The organism is Labedella endophytica (assembly GCF_003990045.1).
In the GTDB taxonomy this organism is placed as follows: Bacteria; Actinomycetota; Actinomycetes; order Actinomycetales; family Microbacteriaceae; genus Labedella; species Labedella endophytica.
Genome location: NZ_RZGZ01000005.1, coordinates 48,540 through 62,806, shown reverse-complemented (window position 1 = coordinate 62,806; position 14,267 = coordinate 48,540). Strand labels below are relative to the sequence as shown.

15 protein-coding genes, 2 tRNA genes and 1 riboswitch are annotated in these 14,267 nt (G+C 69.9%); of the genes, 10 read left to right on the top strand and 7 right to left on the bottom strand.

Annotated elements, in window-relative coordinates:
• Positions 1 to 27 precede the first annotated feature (27 nt).
• Genes gatC through gatB form a run of 3 tightly spaced genes read left to right on the top strand, consistent with a single transcriptional unit; the run spans position 28 to position 3,337 of the window.
• On the top strand, positions 28 to 327 hold the full coding sequence (gatC, locus tag ELQ94_RS15410; RefSeq protein ID WP_127051263.1) for an Asp-tRNA(Asn)/Glu-tRNA(Gln) amidotransferase subunit GatC: 300 nt from the start codon (positions 28 to 30) through the stop codon (positions 325 to 327).
• Positions 324 to 1,835 carry an Asp-tRNA(Asn)/Glu-tRNA(Gln) amidotransferase subunit GatA gene (gene gatA / locus ELQ94_RS15405; protein WP_127051262.1) on the top strand — a complete coding sequence of 504 codons (1,512 nt, stop codon included), beginning with the start codon at positions 324 to 326 and terminating at the stop codon, positions 1,833 to 1,835. Before gatC ends, gatA begins: the two co-directional genes overlap by 4 nt.
• Complete coding sequence (gatB, locus tag ELQ94_RS15400; protein WP_127051261.1) at positions 1,835 to 3,337, top strand: Asp-tRNA(Asn)/Glu-tRNA(Gln) amidotransferase subunit GatB; 1,503 nt, start codon at positions 1,835 to 1,837, stop codon at positions 3,335 to 3,337. The genes gatA and gatB overlap by 1 nt, the downstream gene beginning before the upstream one ends.
• A 100-nt stretch (positions 3,338 to 3,437) precedes the next feature.
• Here gatB and ELQ94_RS15395 read toward each other — a convergent pair whose 3' ends face one another.
• Positions 3,438 to 4,001: a TIGR03086 family metal-binding protein gene (locus tag ELQ94_RS15395; RefSeq protein ID WP_127051260.1), complete on the bottom strand. Its 564-nt coding sequence runs from the start codon at positions 3,999 to 4,001 to the stop codon at positions 3,438 to 3,440.
• Between the two features lie 115 nt (positions 4,002 to 4,116).
• On the opposite strand from ELQ94_RS15395, the gene dinB reads away from it, so the two are divergent.
• The 6 genes from dinB (at position 4,117) to ELQ94_RS15365 (ending at position 9,468) form a co-directional block, all read left to right on the top strand.
• A complete protein-coding gene (dinB, locus tag ELQ94_RS15390; protein WP_127051259.1) occupies positions 4,117 to 5,370 on the top strand; it encodes a DNA polymerase IV in 1,254 nt (417 codons plus the stop codon).
• A gap of 38 nt (positions 5,371 to 5,408) precedes the next feature.
• Positions 5,409 to 5,777, top strand: a complete 369-nt coding sequence (locus ELQ94_RS15385; RefSeq protein ID WP_127051258.1) for a spore germination protein GerW family protein — start codon at positions 5,409 to 5,411, stop codon at positions 5,775 to 5,777.
• A gap of 15 nt (positions 5,778 to 5,792) precedes the next feature.
• A riboswitch (TPP riboswitch) is annotated at positions 5,793 to 5,902 on the top strand.
• A gap of 36 nt (positions 5,903 to 5,938) precedes the next feature.
• On the top strand, positions 5,939 to 6,571 hold the full coding sequence (locus ELQ94_RS15380) for an ECF transporter S component (protein WP_127051257.1): 633 nt from the start codon (positions 5,939 to 5,941) through the stop codon (positions 6,569 to 6,571).
• Positions 6,572 to 6,573: 2 nt separating this feature from the next.
• Entirely contained in the window at positions 6,574 to 8,055 is a 1,482-nt protein-coding gene (locus tag ELQ94_RS15375; RefSeq protein WP_127051256.1) for an ABC transporter ATP-binding protein, read from the top strand.
• On the top strand, positions 8,052 to 8,849 hold the full coding sequence (locus ELQ94_RS15370) for an energy-coupling factor transporter transmembrane component T family protein (protein WP_127051255.1): 798 nt from the start codon (positions 8,052 to 8,054) through the stop codon (positions 8,847 to 8,849). The genes ELQ94_RS15375 and ELQ94_RS15370 overlap by 4 nt, the downstream gene beginning before the upstream one ends.
• Position 8,850: 1 nt before the next feature.
• Positions 8,851 to 9,468, top strand: a complete 618-nt coding sequence (locus tag ELQ94_RS15365; protein WP_243697065.1) for a nucleoside/nucleotide kinase family protein — start codon at positions 8,851 to 8,853, stop codon at positions 9,466 to 9,468.
• A 33-nt stretch (positions 9,469 to 9,501) separates the two neighbouring features.
• On the opposite strand, the gene ELQ94_RS15360 is transcribed toward ELQ94_RS15365, so the two are convergent.
• From ELQ94_RS15360 to orn, 5 genes are all read right to left on the bottom strand, one after another.
• The gene (locus tag ELQ94_RS15360) at positions 9,502 to 10,731 is read right to left on the bottom strand and encodes a D-alanyl-D-alanine carboxypeptidase family protein (protein ID WP_127051254.1); all 1,230 of its coding nucleotides are present in this window, start codon (positions 10,729 to 10,731) and stop codon (positions 9,502 to 9,504) included.
• 58 nt (positions 10,732 to 10,789) lie between these two features.
• A complete protein-coding gene (locus ELQ94_RS15355; protein WP_127051384.1) occupies positions 10,790 to 11,131 on the bottom strand; it encodes a metallopeptidase family protein in 342 nt (113 codons plus the stop codon).
• 52 nt (positions 11,132 to 11,183) lie between these two features.
• Complete coding sequence (locus ELQ94_RS15350) at positions 11,184 to 12,803, bottom strand: serine/threonine protein kinase (RefSeq protein WP_127051253.1); 1,620 nt, start codon at positions 12,801 to 12,803, stop codon at positions 11,184 to 11,186.
• Positions 12,804 to 13,006: 203 nt separating this feature from the next.
• Positions 13,007 to 13,079 (bottom strand) — tRNA-His (locus ELQ94_RS15345).
• A gap of 52 nt (positions 13,080 to 13,131) precedes the next feature.
• Positions 13,132 to 13,752, bottom strand: a complete 621-nt coding sequence (gene orn / locus ELQ94_RS15340) for an oligoribonuclease (RefSeq protein ID WP_127051252.1) — start codon at positions 13,750 to 13,752, stop codon at positions 13,132 to 13,134.
• A 121-nt stretch (positions 13,753 to 13,873) separates the two neighbouring features.
• Between orn and ELQ94_RS15335 the strand changes: the two genes are divergently transcribed.
• Complete coding sequence (locus tag ELQ94_RS15335; protein WP_127051251.1) at positions 13,874 to 14,095, top strand: SCO4848 family membrane protein; 222 nt, start codon at positions 13,874 to 13,876, stop codon at positions 14,093 to 14,095.
• Positions 14,096 to 14,159: 64 nt separating this feature from the next.
• Here the strand turns inward: ELQ94_RS15335 and ELQ94_RS15330 are convergent.
• Positions 14,160 to 14,231, bottom strand: a tRNA-Arg gene (locus ELQ94_RS15330).
• Positions 14,232 to 14,267: the final 36 nt, after the last annotated feature.

The window sequence follows — 14,267 nt, the reverse complement described above, 5'->3', positions numbered from 1 at the left end:
ACCCCGACATCCATCTGACGGAGATCCATGTCCGAAATCTCGGAGGAGCAGGTCGCGCATCTCGCGAACCTCGCCCGCATCGCACTCACACCCGAAGAGATCACGAGCCTCACGACCGAGCTCGATCAGATCGTCGACAGCATCGCGAAGGTGCAGGAGGTGGCGACGCCGGACGTGCCCGCCACGAGCCACCCGGTCCCCCTGCAGAACGTCTTCCGCGACGACGTCGTGGGCCAGACCCTCACGCGTGAGCAGGCGCTCGCGAACGCCCCCGAGCGTACCGAGGACCGCTTCAAGGTCTCGGCGATCCTGGGGGAGGAGCAGTGAGCGAGTTGATCCGCAAGTCCGCGAGCGAGCTCTCCGAGCTCCTGTCCTCCGGCGAGGTCTCGAGCGTCGAGGTCACGCGCGCCCACCTCGATCGCATCGAGGCCGTCGACGGCGAGGTCGCGGCGTTCCTGCACGTGTCGTCCGACGCCCTCGACAACGCCCGATCGATCGACGAGCGCCGCGCCGCCGGCGACGCCCTGGGGCCGCTCGCCGGGATCCCGTTGGCCGTCAAGGACGTGCTCGTCACGACGGACATGCCGTCGACGTCGGGTAGCCGCATCCTCGAGGGCTACATGTCGCCGTTCGATGCGACCGTCGTCGCGAAGTCGCGGGCCGCTGGCCTCGTCCCGATCGGCAAGACCAACATGGACGAGTTCGCGATGGGCTCCTCCACCGAGCACTCCGCGTACGGACCCACCCACAATCCGTGGGATCTCGACCGGATCCCTGGCGGGTCCGGAGGTGGCTCGGCAGCCGCCGTCGCCGCCTTCGAGGCTCCGCTCGCGCTCGGCAGCGACACGGGCGGCTCGATCCGCCAGCCCGCGCACGTCACGGGCACCGTGGGCGTGAAGCCGACCTACGGCGGTGTGAGCCGCTACGGAGCGATCGCCCTCGCGTCCTCCCTCGATCAGGTCGGACCGGTCACGCGTACCGTGCTCGACGCCGGGCTCCTGCACGACGTCATCGGCGGACACGACCCCCTCGACTCCACCTCACTGCGCGACGAATGGCCCTCGATGGCCGCGGCCGCGCGCGAGGGCGCCGCGGGAGGAGCCCTCACCGGGCTCCGCGTCGGCGTCGTCTCGCAGCTGAGCGGCGACGGCTTCCAGGCCGGTGTCCGCCGCCGCTACGAGGAGGCCCTGGCACTCCTCGAGCGCAACGGCGCCGAGCTCGTCGAGGTCAGCGCCCCGCACTTCGAGTACGCGATCGCCGCGTACTACCTGATCCTCCCGGCCGAGGCGTCGTCGAACCTCGCGAAGTTCGACTCGGTACGCTTCGGCATGCGCGTCTCGCCTCCGGGCGGCGGCACCGTCGAGCAGGTCATGTCGGCGACGCGAGAGGCCGGATTCGGTCCCGAGGTGAAGAGGCGCATCATCCTCGGCACCTACGCGCTCAGCGCCGGCTATTACGACGCGTACTACGGCAGCGCCCAGAAGGTGCGTACCCTCATCCAGCGGGACTTCGAGCAGGCCTTCGCCTCGGTCGACGTGCTCGTGAGCCCGAGCGCTCCGACCACGGCCTTCCGCCTCGGCGAGAAGCTCGACGACCCGCTCGCGATGTACCTCAACGACATCGCGACGATCCCGGCGAACCTCGCCGGTGTTCCCGCGATGAGCGTTCCGATCGGTCTCGCGCCGGAGGACGGGCTGCCCGTCGGACTTCAGATCATGGCGCCCGTGCGCGAGGACGCGCGGCTCTACCGAGCCGGCGCCGCGCTCGAGGCTCTGCTCCTCGAGCAGTGGGGACATGGCCTCCTCGCCGAGGCTCCGGAACTGGGAGGCAAGTGATGGCGAAGGATCGCCTGATGGACTTCGACAAGGCGCTCGAGCTGTTCGAGCCCGTCCTCGGTTTCGAGGTGCACGTCGAGCTCAACACGAAGACCAAGATGTTCTCGGCGGCGCCGAACGGCTTCGGAGACGCCCCGAACACGAACGTGTCGCCGGTGTGCCTCGGGCTCCCCGGCTCGCTGCCCGTGGTGAACGAGCAGGCCGTGCGCTACTCGATCAGCCTCGGGCTGGCCCTCGGTTGCAGCATCGCGCCGACGTCCCGTTTCGCGCGGAAGAACTACTTCTACCCCGACCTCGCGAAGAACTACCAGATCTCCCAGTTCGACGAGCCCATCGCCTTCGAGGGCCAGGTGGACGTGGAACTCGCCGATGGCAGCATCCGCACGATCCCGATCGAGCGCGCGCACATGGAGGAGGACGCGGGCAAGCTCACGCACGTCGGCGGTTCGACGGGCCGTATCCAGGGTGCCGAGTACTCGCTCGTCGACTACAACCGCGCAGGCGTCCCGCTCGTCGAGATCGTGACCAAGCCGATCTTCGGTGCCGAACACGACGCGCCCGAGCTCGCGAAGGCGTACGTCTCCACGATCCGTGACATCGTCATCGCCCTCGGCATCTCGGACGCACGCATGGAGCGCGGCAACCTCCGCTGCGACGCCAACGTGTCGCTCCGACCGCGTGGGCAGGAGAAGCTCGGCACTCGCACGGAGACCAAGAACGTCAACTCCCTCCGCTCGGTCGAGCGTGCGGTGCGGTACGAGATCCAGCGTCAGGCCGTCATCCTCTCCGAGGGCGGCTCGATCACTCAGGAGACCCGGCACTGGCACGAGGACACCGGGTCGACCTCCGCCGGGCGGCCGAAGAGCGACGCGGACGACTACCGCTACTTCCCTGAGCCCGACCTGCTGCCCGTGGTCCCGTCGGCCGAGCTGATCGAGGAGCTGCGCGCCGCGTTGCCCGAGGCCCCGGCGATCCGTCGCCGCCGTCTGAAGGAATCGTGGGGCTACACCGATCTCGAGTTCCAGGACGTCGCGAACGGCGGGCTCCTCGTCGAGGTCGAGCAGACCATCGCCGCCGGGGCGACCCCCGCGGCGGCCCGGAAGTGGTGGACGGGTGAGATCTCCCGGCTCGCGAACGCCGCCGGCGTCGAGGCGGTGTCCCTCATCAGCCCGGAGAACGTGGCGGCGCTTGCGCGGCTCGTCGATGACGGCACACTCACCGACAAGCTCGCCCGGCAGGTCCTCGAGGGTGTCATCGCCGGGGAGGGCACTCCCGAGGAGGTCGTCGAGGGGCGTGGACTCGCGGTCGTCTCGGACGACGGCGCCCTCATCGCGGCGATCGACGACGCCCTCGCCGCTCAGCCGGACGTGCTCGCGAAGATCCAGGACGGCAAGGTCCAGGCGGCGGGTGCCGTCATCGGCGCGGTCATGAAGGCGATGCGCGGCCAGGCCGACGCTGCTCGGGTGCGCGAACTGATCCTGGAACGAGCCGGACAGGCCTGATCCGCGCCGCCGGCCGCGAAGCGGTCGAGGTGGTAAGAGGAAGCGCCGCCCACATGGTGGGCGGCGCTTCGTCATATCGCGGGCAATCGTGCGCTCCGTGTCAGCGAGGGTCCCGACCCGTCAGGGCGAGGAGCTGGAACTGCAGTGGGGCGTCCTCCGGGACCGCGACGGGGGCCGCGAAGAGGCCGCTTGCTGTGAGCGTCTCACGCTGAGGGGCGAAGACGGTCCAGACGGCCTCGACGAGGCGTTCGTCGAGCACGTCGTCGTCACCGAGCGCGCGTGCGAGGTCCCAGGTGTGGATGGTGACGTCGGACACCTGCTCGGTCAGGTAATGCAGGGCCGTCACGGTGTCGGACGACAACTGCACGTGCTGGCGTTCGTCGTGGGCCCTCCACGCGAGCGAAGCGCGCTCGTGGTGCCGCTCCCACTCGACGACGAGATCCTCGCCGAGCGGCTCCACGGCGAGGCGTGCCTGGGGGAGCGATCGGCCGTCGAGGAGTGGGGGGACCCACTGCTGCTCCTCGGTCACGTGCGTCACGAGCGCGCGCACGTCCCACTCGGCGTCTGGCGTCGCTGCGCTCCAGTCGCTCACGCGGTGCACCCTCCGGCCGAACTCGTCGCCCGCGATCCGCTGGAACTCCAGCCACTCGTCGTATCCGTACATCGTCGCCTCCTGGTGTCGAGCCTACGCAAGAGCAACGCCGGGCGCGCCACGGCATTCCCCGGCCAGGGAAGGCCGCGACGGCACCGATGTCGGTGGCCGATGGGACAATGGACGCATGGGTCGAGACGACGGCGCGGGACGGCAGATCACCGTCGGTACCGCGGACGATTCCGAGACACCGATCCTCCACATCGACATGGATGCGTTCTTCGCCTCCGTCGAGCTCCTCACCCGGCCGGAGCTGCGCGGTCTGCCCGTCATCATCGGGAATCGCGACGGACGCTCTGTGGTGACGAGCGCCACGTACGAGGCCCGGCGCTTCGGGGTGGGCGCGGCGATGCCCGTGTCGAAGGCGCTGCGCCTGTGCCCTCAGGCCGTCGTCGTCCCTCCGAACTACGCCGCCTATGCGCACTACTCGAGCGAGGTCATGCGCCTGTTCTCCGACGTCACTCCGCTCGTCGAGCAGCTCAGCATCGATGAGGCCTTCCTCGACGTCTCGGGAGCCCGCCGTCTCCTCGGGTCCCCGTCCGAGATCGGATCCCTCCTCCGGCGGCGGATCGAGCACGAGACCGGCCTGACGTGTTCGGTCGGGGTGGCCGCGTCGAAGTTCGTCGCCAAGATGGCCTCGACCCGCGCGAAGCCCGACGGCCTCCTCGTCGTGCCCCGCGCGGACACACTTGCGTTCTTGCACCCTCTGCCGATCCGCACGCTCTGGGGAGTGGGCCCATCAACCGAGGAGTCGCTGCGGCGGCTCGGGCTCGCGACGATCGGCGACATCGCCGATGTGCCGATCGGTGCCCTGCGCAGCGCCGTGGGCAACGCGGGCGCGGCCAAGCTCCAGCAGCTCGCCCGCGGTCTCGATCCCCGTTCCGTCGAGACGACGCGCATCGAGAAGAGCATCGGGCACGAGGTCACGTTCCACGACGACGTCACCGACATCGACCGACTGCGCGTCGAACTACTCCGGCTCGCGGACAAGGTCGCCGTCCGTCTCCGGGAGCGAGGGTGGGTGGCGCGCACGATCGGCCTCAAGGTGAGGTGGTCGGACTTCACCACGCTGTCCCGGTCCCACACCCTCCCCGAGGCGACGTCGGTCGGCCGCCGACTCCACGAAGAAGCGGTCGCCCTGCTCGAGGGACTGCGTCCGCTGCGGCCCGTGCGCCTCATCGGGATCCGGGCCGAGCATCTCGCGCCCGTGGGCGACGGTGCGCTGCTCTGGGATCCGGACGAGGACTGGCGAGAGGCCGAGAACTCGGTCGACGCGGTGCGCAGGAAATTCGGCTCGGCGGCCCTCGCCCCGGCCTCGCTCCTGCGCGAGTCGAAGGGCGGGGCGGCCGGTCCACGCACCGGTTCGTTCCCCGACGATTGACCCTTGGTCGAGCCTGCTCTCCCGGGTAGCGTGGCAGCATGACCAACCCTTCGCTCGACCTCGCAGACCGTTTCCGCACCATCGGAGTCAAGTCCGTCTACGGCGACCCCGTCGACCTCGACGGCTCGACCATCGTCCCCGTCGCCGTGAGCATCTTCGGATTCGGCGCCGGCGAGGGCGAGGGCAACGGCGACGGAGCCGCGGGGGAGAAGACGACGGGCAAGGTCGGCGGGTCGGGCTCTGGCGGCGGCGGCGGCGGGTACGCGTGGCCGGTCGGCGCGTACGTGTCCGAGAGCGGATCGGTCCGCTTCGAACCCAACGTCATCTCGCTCATCGTCGTGAGTGTTCCGCTCATCGCCGTCACCGGTAAGGCGCTCGCCCTCATCATCAAGGCCCTCAAGCGCTGATCCGAGCGCTATAGTCGATGTGAACACGGGAGTCCGGTGAGCCGGGCTGAGAGGAAGGTCCTCAACCTTCGACCGTCGAACCTGATCTGGATCATGCCAGCGCAGGGAGTCTGACATCTCATAACCCGTGCCCTATCCACTCATCGAGAGGGGCACGCAACGTGCACGCATCATCGTCATCCATCGACACCACTCCGGATTCCCGGACCGATCGCTCGACGCGGTGGCGCGTCGTCGACATCGTCATCGCCGCCGTTCTCGGCGTCGCCACCGGCCTGATCTTCTGGCTCTGGAACACCGTCGGGTACCTCTGGTTCCAGACCGCCGACGCCGTCACGCCGGGATTCGGCGGCATCGCCGTGGGGATCTGGCTCATCGGCGGCGTCATCGGCGGGCTCGTGATCCGCAAGCCGGGGGCCGCGCTCCTCGTCGAGCTCATCGGCGCGATCGTCTCGATGCTCGTAGGGAACGTGTGGGGCGTGTCGACGATCTACTCGGGAATCGTGCAGGGACTCGGGGCGGAACTCGTCTTCGCGGCCTTCGCCTACCGCCGGTTCGGGGTGGTCGTCGCGGCTCTCGCGGGTATCGGCGCCGGCGTCGCCGCGTGGACCTTCGAGTTCTTCATCGGCAACATCGAGAAGAGCGCCGAGTTCAATGCCATCTACCTCGCGTCGACGGTCGTGTCGGGAGCCGTCCTCGCCGGAGTGCTCGGTTGGTTCCTCGTCCGCGCTCTGGCGGCAACGGGAGCGCTCAGCCGCTTCGCGGCGGGCAGGGACGCGCGGCGGGAGGTCTGACGATGACGGGCGGCGCCCGCATCACGGCGACCGGGTGGGGCTGGCGGCACGCCGGACGGAAGCGCTCGGCCGTCGCGGACATCACCCTGGACGTGGAGGCGGGGGAGCGGATCCTCCTCCTCGGCGCGTCCGGATCGGGCAAATCGACCCTGCTCGCCGGGCTCGCCGGCCTCCTCGGGGGTGAGGAGGACGGGGAACAGACCGGGGCCCTGGCCATCGACGGTCTGGATGCCCGCGCCGCGCGCGGCCGGGTCGGGCTCGTCCTGCAGGACCCGGACGCCGCTCCCGTGTTCTCGCGAGTGGGTGACGACGTCGCCTTCGGCTGCGAGAATCTCGAGGTCCCCCGCGAGGAGATCTGGCGGCGCGTCCGGCGTTCGCTCGATGCTGTCGGGCTCGCCGTCCCGCTCGACCGCTCGACGTCGGAGCTCTCCGGCGGCGAGAAGCAGCGGCTCGCTCTCGCGGGGGTGCTCGCGATGGAACCCGACGTCGTCCTCCTGGACGAGCCGACCGCCAACCTCGACCCGGCCGGGGTCGCCGACGTGCGCCGGGCGATCGAGGACGCCGTCGTGCCGACCGGTGCGACGCTCGTCGTCGTCGAGCACCGGACGGAGGTCTGGCTCGATCTCATCACGCGCGTCATCGTCTTGGACGCTGGCGGGGGGCTGCTCGCCGACGGATCCCCCGAGCACGTCTTCGCGATCGCCGGTGACGCTCTCGCTGCGGCCGGCGTGTGGGTGCCAGGAGTCCCCATGGCGCTACCGCTCGCCGGTCCGCCGCGCGTCGGCGCCCCCACGACCGCACTGGCCGCCATCGACCTGTCGATCGGTCGGCCCGGTGCCGGGGTGATCCGTCGTGGTGTCGATCTCAGGGTCCCGGAAGCGACGTCGACGGTCGTGGTGGGGCCGAACGGCGCGGGCAAGTCGACCCTCGCCCTGACCCTGGCCGGCCTCCTCCCGGAACGATCGGGGCTCGTGACGGTCTCCGAACAGCTCCGCGCGCGGCGGGGCCGCCGCCCGTCACAGTGGTCGTCGCGCGAGTTGCTCACGCGCATCGGGACCGTCTTCCAGGACCCCGAGCATCAGTTCCTGGCTTCGACCGTGCGGGACGAGCTCGCGATCGGTCCTCGAGCGCTGAAGCTCGGCGAGAGCGAGGCGACGGCGCGCGTCGACGAGCTGCTCGACATCCTCGGACTGACGGACCTCGCGCGGGCCAATCCGTTCACGCTCTCCGGGGGGCAGAAGCGTCGGCTGTCCGTCGGCACCGTGCTCGCCTCCCGTCCGGCCGTGATCATCCTCGACGAGCCGACCTTCGGGCAGGACCGCGTGAGCTGGACGCGACTCGTGGGGCTCCTCCAGGACCTCGTGGGGGAGGGGAGCACGGTCGTCTCCGTCACGCACGACGCCGGGGTCGTTCTCCACCTCGGGCAACAGGTCGTCACGGTGGACGCGCCCGTCGTGCCGGACGGCGACCGGGTGGCGGCATGACCGCACCGCAGCTCGCAACGAGCGCGACGCTCCGCGACGGCGCCTTCCTCGATCGGGTCAATCCCGTGTCGAAGATCATCGCGATGGTGATCCTGTCCGTACCACTCATCGCCACGATCGACTGGGTGAGCGCCGCGGTGGCCGTCACGATCGAACTCGTCCTCCTTCCGCTCTGCGGGCTCGCCCTCGGACCGCTCCTGCGGAGAGCCGCCCCGCTCGCGTTGTTCGCCCCCATCGCGGGTATCAGCATGCTGCTCTATGCCGAGCCGGAGGGGCGTGTGTACGCACAATTCTTGCTGGCCACGGTGAGCGACGGCTCGATCGCCCTCGCGGTCGCCGTCACGCTGCGCGTCTTCGCTCTCGGATTGCCGACGATCCTGCTCTTCTCCCGCGTGGATGCCACGGAGCTTGCGGACGCGCTCGCCCAGGTGGCCCGGCTGCCCGCCCGATTCGTCTTGGGTGTCGTCGCGGGGGTCCGGTTGCTCGGTCTCTTCGTCGACGACTGGCGCAGCATGGGACTCGCCCGGCGCGCACGGGGCGTCGCCGATGTCGGGGTGATCCGGCGGTTCTTCTCCATGGCGTTCCTCCTGCTCGTCTTCGCGGTCCGCCGCGGCTCCAAACTCGCGACGGCGATGGAGGCGAGGGGGTTCGGTGCCCGGCCGACCAGGACCTGGGCACGATCGTCATCGGTGTCCATGTGGGACGGTGTCTTCCTGGTCGGTTGCGCGGGCGTGATGGTCACGGCGCTCGGCGCGGCCATCGCCGCCGGTACGTTCCGATTCGTGGGGTCCTGAGGTGAGCGGGTCGTCCGCCGGGCCGCTCGTCCCCTTCGGCAGCGTGGCGGAGGCGCTCTCCCGTCCGGACGCGGTCGTTCTCATCGACGGGCGCAGCGGCGCCGGCAAGTCGACCTTCGCCGATGCCCTCGTGGCGTCGTGGCCGGGGTCCGTCGAACCCGTCCTCGTGCGGATGGACGACGTGTATCCCGGATGGAGCGGGCTCGACGCGGCGACGCGGCACGTGGGGGCCGAGCTCCTCGGACCCAGGCGGGCCGGACGGGCTGGCCGGTGGCGCCGACACGACTGGCGCACAGGAGGACCGGCCGAGTGGCACGACGTCCCTGCCGGCCGTCCGCTCGTGCTCGAGGGATGCGGTGCATTGTCGAGGTCGAACGCGGCGGCGGCGAACCTCCGGATCTGGCTGGAGGCCGCAGGCGACGTGCGCAAGACGCGCGCGCTCGAGCGGGATGCCGGCGCCTTCGATGCCCACTGGGACATGTGGACCGATCAGATGGAGGCCTTCATCGACCGCGAGGGCCCGATCGCTGTCGCCGACGTCGTCCTGCGCAACGATGACCTGCAGGCGACCCGCTGGCTCGATGAGACGCTGTCCCGACCGCTCGGTGATCGGCGCTGATCGCGCACCGGGTGGTGGCGACTCGCGATCCGCTCAGTCGGTCGTGAGGTCGGCGACGAGCGCCGAGATGATCGGCACGGGGTTCGTCAGGCGCCACAACACGCCGGGATCCTGCAGCCGGGCGTCGAGCTTCAGGGGCGCGGTCTCCGTGCGGCCCCCCGCCGTCACCTCGACGGAACCGACGACCGTTCCTGGGCCCGATGCCTCGACGGGTTCGACCGTGGTCCGCACCAGCGGGGTGCCCAGCGACCAGTGGGGAGCCGACACGGAGGATCCGGCGGAGGCGGTGACGGTCTCTCCCCACGGGGTCTTGATCGACACCAGGGGAGTGCCGACGTCGACGAGCGGCTCGTCCACGACGGCGGTCCGTGCCTGCTCGACGAGCGCGCGGACGGAGGCCTCGAGACTGTCCCAGTCCGCCTGCCGCAGGATCGCACCGTACGCATGGTAGGTCTCGTCGCCGACTTCGACGGAGACGCGGAACAACAGACAGATCCCGGCCGCGTCGGTGTAGCTGCGTGAGACGCCGGTGATCCCGAGCTCGGGCAGATATGTCGTGGTGTTCTCGATCCCGCGGCGGGACGGGAGACCGTCGACCTCGCTCGTGAGGATCGAGTCGATCGCCGGATCCTGCAGGGCGAGAGCCGCGACGACCGAGAGATCCGCGGCGGTGCCGGCGCTCTCCTCCGAGAGGCCGGTCGCGTCCGCGAGGGTGATGTCGTCGAGTCCGTTCTCGGCGAGCCAGGCTCGAGCCGCGACGAGGTACTCGTCGACGGAACCGAAGGCCCACCGGACGAGGGTGTCCGCGTGGTTGTTGCTCGAGCCGAGGAGGAGCGCCTGCAGCATGCCCCGCTCGGTCCACTGGTCGTCGGTGTAGACCGTGACGGTGCGGGCGCCGGCTGCCTGGTAGTCGCGGTATGACAGGAAATCGGCTGAGGTGATCGGGACGACCTCGCCTTCGTCCGAGGCCGCGAGCGGGTGTTCGTCGAGGACGACGAGGGCGGCGATGACCTTCGTGGCCGCCGCCATCGGAACCGGCTCCGTGTCACCCGCGACCGCGAGGGGCGTCCCCTCCACGTCCTCCGTGAGCGCGCTCGCACCGTCCGACGGCAGGACGGGCGCCGATCCCTGGACCGCGGGAGGCGCGATGTCGCTGACCGTCGTCTCCGGCAGGGGGCCGAGAAGCGTCGCGGGACCGTAGAGTCCGACGGCGAGGATCACGAGAGTGCCGGTCGCGACCCCGATGACCCGCCCTACACCCATGAGGGGACCCGTTCTGCCGACATGGCCCCAGGCTAGCCCCCGGTGGTGGGACCGCCCGTCAGCCCCACCCGAGTCGGTGCAATTCGGCGTCGTCGAGGCCGAAGTAGTGCCCGATCTCGTGCACGAGGGTGACGCGCACCTCGGCGCGGAGAGCCTGCTCGTCGTCCACGTGGTGCAGGAGAGGCTCGCGGTAGAGGCTGATCGTGTCCGGGAGCTCGCCGAAACCGTACTGGCCGCGTTCGGTGAGAGCGACCCCGTGGTAGAGGCCGAGGAGATCGAGGGAGCCGTCCTCCGGCCTGTCCTCGACGATGATCGCGACGTTGTCGAGATCGTCCACCATGTCGTCCGGCAGGGTGTCGAAGACCTCCTCGACGAGGGCCTCGAAGTCGTCAGGGGTCATGTCGATCACGAGGCCCCATCGTAGACCGTCGGTCCGCGGTATCCCCGAGGAGTCAGCCGTTGCCCTTGCCCGAGTTGTTCCCCGGTCCGTTGCCGTTGCCGTTGCCCGGGTTCCCGTTTCCATTGCCGGAGTTTCCGTTGCCGGGGTTGCCGGGGGCGAAGGGTTCGGGATCCGGGATCTCCGACGGCGTATCCTCCGGTGGCGTCGTCTCGTCGGGCGTCGTCTCGTCCGGAACCGTGTCGTCGGGGGCTGTGTCGTCCGGGGACGTCGGTGTCGGAGCGGACGGAGCCGGTTCGGTACCGTCGGTCTCGGACGGCGACGTGGTGTCGGTTCCCGTGTCCGTCCCGTCCGTGTCGGGATCGGTGTCCGTGGCGGGGACGGCGTCCGGGGTCGCCGAGGTCTGCCGATCGGACACGAGGGTCGAGACCCCGGAGGAGACGGTGTCGATCGAGGTCAGGAGTACTCCGAGTGTGAGGCCGTCCGTGGCTGTCGACGTCGCGGAACGGTCGGCGACGACCCACGAGGTCAACCCGGCACCGAGCGCGAGGGTGACGGCAGCGATGGCGATCGCGCCGACCACACGACGGGACCTGCGCGGCCGGGACGATGCGGTGCGTCCGACGGCTCTGCGGGTCCGTCGATTCGCCGCGAGCGGGGGTTCGACGGAATTGGAGTCGTCGGCGAGAACGATTCTCTGCGTGATCGAGTCGACGGGAGCGGCGGCGGTCGATTCCATGGCCGACGTCGGGTCGAGCGTGACCGCCTGGACCCCCGCACCGGTCGTCGGGAGAGCGGCTGTCGCGTCGGACACGATCGGCCCGGTGCCCTCCGTGCTGAGGATCCCGCGAGCGGACGCCGCCACCTCGAGCGCGGTCGGACGATCCTCCGGCGTCCGCGAGGTCATCGCAGTGAGCAGCGACTTCCACGCGTATCCGATGTCTCCGGGGATCGTGGGGTCGCGCTGGACCCGAGCGACGAGCGACTCCGCCATGTTTCCGGGGAAGGCGCGCTCGCGGGTGAAGCTCTCGAGGAGCACGAGACCGAGGGAGTAGACATCGCCGGCGGGCGCCGGCGCCACGCCACGGGTCTGCTCGGGGCTGAGGTACGCCGCGGTGCCCATGATTGTGCCCGGAGTCGTCAGCCGTGCGGAGTCCACCAGGTGGGCGATCCCGAAGTCGGCGAGTTTCGCCCGGAATTCTCGGGTCGGGGAGATGGACGGTGCCAGAAGCACGTTCGAGGGCTTGACGTCGCGGTGCACCATTCCGGCCTCATGCACGGCGTGCAGCGCCTCGGCGAGGTCACCGGCCATCGCGGCGACGTCCACCCGGCCGATCGGACCACCGGCGATCCGATCGCGCAACGTCGGACCGTCGACGAGCTCCATCACGAGGAACGCGTCCTGGTCCGCTACGACCCGCGCGTCGTAGAGGGTGACGAGCGACGGGTGGTTGAGCGCTGCGAGGAGTCGCACCTCCATCGCCGCCCGGGAGGCGTGCTTGTCGCCGTCGGAGGCCTCTCCGAACAGCTTCACGGCGACGCCGCGGTCGAGGACCTCGTCCGTAGCGCGGTACACGTTCGCCATGCCGCCCCGGCCGATGAGGCCGTCGAGGCGATAGCGGCCACCCAGGAGGTGACCGGTGAGGGCATCACCCTGAACGTGTCCGACGGTCATCGGTCCTCCTCGCGTGCAGACACGCCGAATGTCTGCTCATCCCAGTCTGGGGGCCGGCGGCCGGGACGAATGGGGCGTTGACAGAGGCCGGTTCGTCGTTTCGGCCCTCGTCGGCGATCTTCCCTCCGCTCAGAACGGCACGGGAGGTTCGGCCGAAATCGACGAAACCCCGTCCGGACGAGCCGGACGGGGTTTCATGAGCGGGTGAGTAACGGGGCTTGAACCCGCGACCTCCTGGACCACAACCAGGCGCTCTGCCAACTGAGCTATACCCACCATGTGCGGTCGTTCCGGGCGGACCCGGAACACGCGACCGAGAAAGATTCTATTACACGTTCGAGGTGTATGCGTGCACGGTGGCCGCTGCGGCCGCTTTGGCGTCGTCGGACGTGGGGCCTGGCAGCGGCACGAACACGACCGAACGGTAGTACGCCAGTTCACGGATGGACTCGAGGATGTCGGCGAGGGCACGGTGCCCTCCGTCCTTCGACGGCGCGTTGAAGTAGGCCCGCGGGTACCAGCGGCGGGCGAGTTCCTTCACGGACGAGACGTCGACGTTGCGGTAGTGCAGGTGGCCGTCGAGTCGCGGCATGAACTTGGCGAGGAACGCCCGATCGGTGCCGATCGAGTTTCCCGCGAGCGGGGCCTTCTGCGCTTCGGGGATGTGCTCGATGACGTACTGCAGGACGCGGAACTCGGCGTCCGCGAGCTCGAGGCCGTCGGGGATCTCGTCGATGAGTCCAGAGGTGGTGTGCATCGTCGTGACGAACTCGCCCATGTTGGCGAGCGCGGCCTCGCTCGGCTTGATCACGACGCTGAGCCCCTCGTCGACGGGCTTGAGGTCGAAGTCGGTGATGACGACGGCGATCTCGACGAGCTCGTCGACCGCGAGGTCGAGTCCCGTCATTTCGCAGTCGATCCAGACGAGGAGGTCGCTACCAGTGGTCATGAAGCGATCCTATCCGCGACCTCCGACGTGGAACCCCGGCGCGGAACCTCGGCGTGGAACCCCGGCGTCGGTGCTCGACCGATCAGCCGGCGCGGGACCCTCCGATTAGGCTGGCCGCATCATGCTCGTCGCCCTCGCCATCGCCCTCCTCGTCAATGCCGCGTACAACGTCATCGTCTGGCCGCGGTTCCTCGCCCGCATCGCGAAGGACCCTCGCGCGCGAGCCGCCGACGGCTCGCGCACGACCTTCTACCGCGTGCACCTGGTCCTGATCGCGATCGCCTTGGTCCTGGCCGCGGTATCGGCCGTCCTGGGCATCGCGGCACTCGTCACGTCGGCCTGATCGGGGCGACCGGCGGATCCGTCTCCGACGCATTCCGTCTCCGGCGGATCGCGCCGGACGGCAGTCCCCCCGGAGGGATTCGAACCCCCGGCCATGCGGGTAGAAACCGCGTGCTCTTCCGCTGAGCTACGGGGGGAGGACCAGAACAGGCTACTACGAGGGCGCGACGGCT